Raw genomic sequence first — 2,523 nt, 5'->3', positions numbered from 1 at the left:
CCGCCGAAGCTGTGAACGGGTCGGTTCCGTAGCCGGAAACCGGCTCCATATTGGTCTGCACCAGACGCTCCAGCACCGCCGGATGCGCGCCGAAGCCATAGTCATTCTCAAAATAAAGCATATCGCACCCCTCTTATACGTCCAGATTCATAACATTCTTGGCGTTTTTCTCAATAAATTCGCGGCGCGGCTCAACCTTTTCGCCCATCAGCAGGGCAAACGTCTCGTCGGCCGAGGCTGCGTCCTCCATCGTCACCTGCTTGAGGATACGGTTGGACGGGTCCATCGTCGTCTCCCAAAGCTGTTCGGGGTCCATCTCGCCCAGGCCCTTGTACCGCTGCACATGCACGCCCTCGCCCATGTCAGCGATGCAGTCGCGCTGCTGTTCGTCCGAATAGGTATAGCGCACGTCCTTGCCCTTTTCATTCTTGAAAAGCGGCGGCTGGGCGATATACACATGCCCATGCTCGATGAGCGGACGCATGAAACGGAAGAAAAATGTCAGCAGCAGGGTGCGGATATGGCTGCCGTCCACGTCGGCATCGGCCATCAGGATGATTTTGCCGTACCGCAGCTTGGAAAGGTCAAAATCTTCGCCAAAGCCCGCGCCGAACGCGGTAATCATCGGCGTCAGCTTATCGTTGCCGTACACACGGTCGAGCCGCGCCTTTTCCACGTTGAGCATCTTGCCCCACAGCGGCAGAATGGCCTGATGCCGCCGGTCGCGGCCCTCCTTGGCCGAACCGCCTGCGGAATCGCCCTCCACGATGTAGATCTCGGTCAGCGCGGGGTCTTTTTCGATGCAGTCCGCCAGTTTGCCCGGCAGCGCCGCCGAATCGAGCGCGGACTTGCGCCGCGTCATCTCCCGCGCTTTCTGCGCGGCCACGCGGGCGCGCGAAGCAGCCTGCGCCTTGTCAATAATCGTGCGCGCGACGGCGGGATTTTCCTCAAAGAAGGTCATCAGCTTGTCGCTCATCATGGTATCCACCAGGGTGCGTATATCGCTGTTGCCAAGCTTGGTCTTGGTCTGTCCCTCAAACTGGGCCTCCTGCAATTTGACCGAAATAATGGCGGTCAGGCCCTCGCGCGCGTCCTCGCCCTTGAAGGATTCATCCTCCTTGAGCAGCTTATACCGCTTGCCGTAATCGTTGAGCACACGGGTCAGCGCGGCCTTGAAGCCCGTCTCATGCGTGCCGCCCTCGGTGGTGTTGATGTTGTTGGCAAAGGAAATGAGCGTTTCGTTATAGCTGTCCGTATACTGCATGGCGACCTCGGCCATCGAAGTGCCGCGGCTGCCCTCCATATAGATGACCCCGTCATGCAGCGGGTTTTTGGTGCGGTTGAGATGCTGCACAAACTGGCGGATGCCGCCCTCATAGTGCATAATATCCTCAACCGGCTCGTCCTCGCGCTCGTCCCGCAGCGTGATTTTGAGTCCGGCGTTCAAAAACGCCTGCTCGCGCAGCCGCTTTTCCAGAATATCGTATTCAAAAACGGTGGTCTCAAAAATTTCCGGATCGGCGTGGAAGCGGATGGTCGTGCCCGTTTCGCTGGCAAACGGAACGGATTCCATCTTTTTCACCGTCACGCCGCGCTCAAAGCGCATCATATGCTTTTGCTCGCCGTCGCGCACCTCGGCCTCCATCCAGTCAGACAAAGCGTTGACGACCGAAGAGCCCACGCCGTGCAGGCCGCCCGATACCTTGTAGCCCGATCCGTCAAACTTGCCGCCCGCGTGCAGCACGGTCAGCACGACCTCGAGCGTCGGTATGCCCATCTGCGGATGGATGCCGCAGGGGATGCCGCGGCCGTTATCGGTGACGCGGATGATATCGCCCTTTTCGATGGTCACTTCAATGTGGGTGCAGTAGCCGGCCAGCGCCTCGTCAATCGAGTTATCCACAATTTCATACACCAGATGGTGCAGGCCGCGCGCCGAAGTGGAGCCGATATACATGCCCGGGCGCTTGCGGACGGCCTCCAGCCCTTCCAGCACCTGAATCTGACTTTCGTCATAGGTTTCGGTTACCTTCAGGTCGAGCATTTCGTCCTTGATTTCCAGTTCTTCACTCATATCAATAAAATTTCCTTTCCAGAAACGCAGTAGGCTTGCAAATGGGGCCTTCCGCGCCGTCTTTGTCCCTTCTTAAACGGCATAGCCCTTTTCCGCCCGCCGCTGCAGGGCCTGCGGGGAAAGTCCCGTCAGATACAGCGTTTCGCCCAGCGCGTCCTCACACAGAACGGCCGCGCGCGGCAGGTCCTCATACAGTTCGATGATCCGCCCTTCTTCTTCCAGACGGGAAAGCAGTTTGTGCGTGCGCCTGGACGCGGTTGCCGTGTCCATATCAAACACGCATACCACCGTTTGCAGCGGTACGATATAATCCTGTCCCAGATGCAGATACATCAAAAATCCTCCGGACGTCTGTATGGAAAATGGAAAATTGAGAATGGAGAATTTTTGCATGGCATCCCGCCGTCATTCTCCATTTTCCATTGTCCATTCTTAATTTTTATTATACC

The 2,523-nt window shown here is 57.5% G+C and carries 2 protein-coding genes; both read right to left on the bottom strand.

The window, feature by feature from the left end; translation table 11 throughout:
• Positions 1 to 133: 133 nt before the first annotated feature.
• Positions 134 to 2,074, bottom strand: coding sequence for a DNA topoisomerase (ATP-hydrolyzing) subunit B (gyrB, locus tag ACOYIE_RS10385; RefSeq protein WP_433412928.1), 1,941 nt, complete (start codon positions 2,072 to 2,074; stop codon positions 134 to 136).
• Positions 2,075 to 2,146: 72 nt separating this feature from the next.
• A complete protein-coding gene (gene remB, locus ACOYIE_RS10380) occupies positions 2,147 to 2,407 on the bottom strand; it encodes an extracellular matrix regulator RemB (RefSeq protein ID WP_433412926.1) in 261 nt (86 codons plus the stop codon).
• Positions 2,408 to 2,523 lie beyond the last annotated feature (116 nt).

It is taken from the genome of Agathobaculum sp. (genome assembly GCF_050946325.1).
Classification (GTDB): domain Bacteria; phylum Bacillota; class Clostridia; order Oscillospirales; family Butyricicoccaceae; genus Agathobaculum.
The sequence above is the reverse complement of the archived record's forward strand: the minus strand, read 5'-3'. Positions and strand labels throughout refer to the sequence as shown.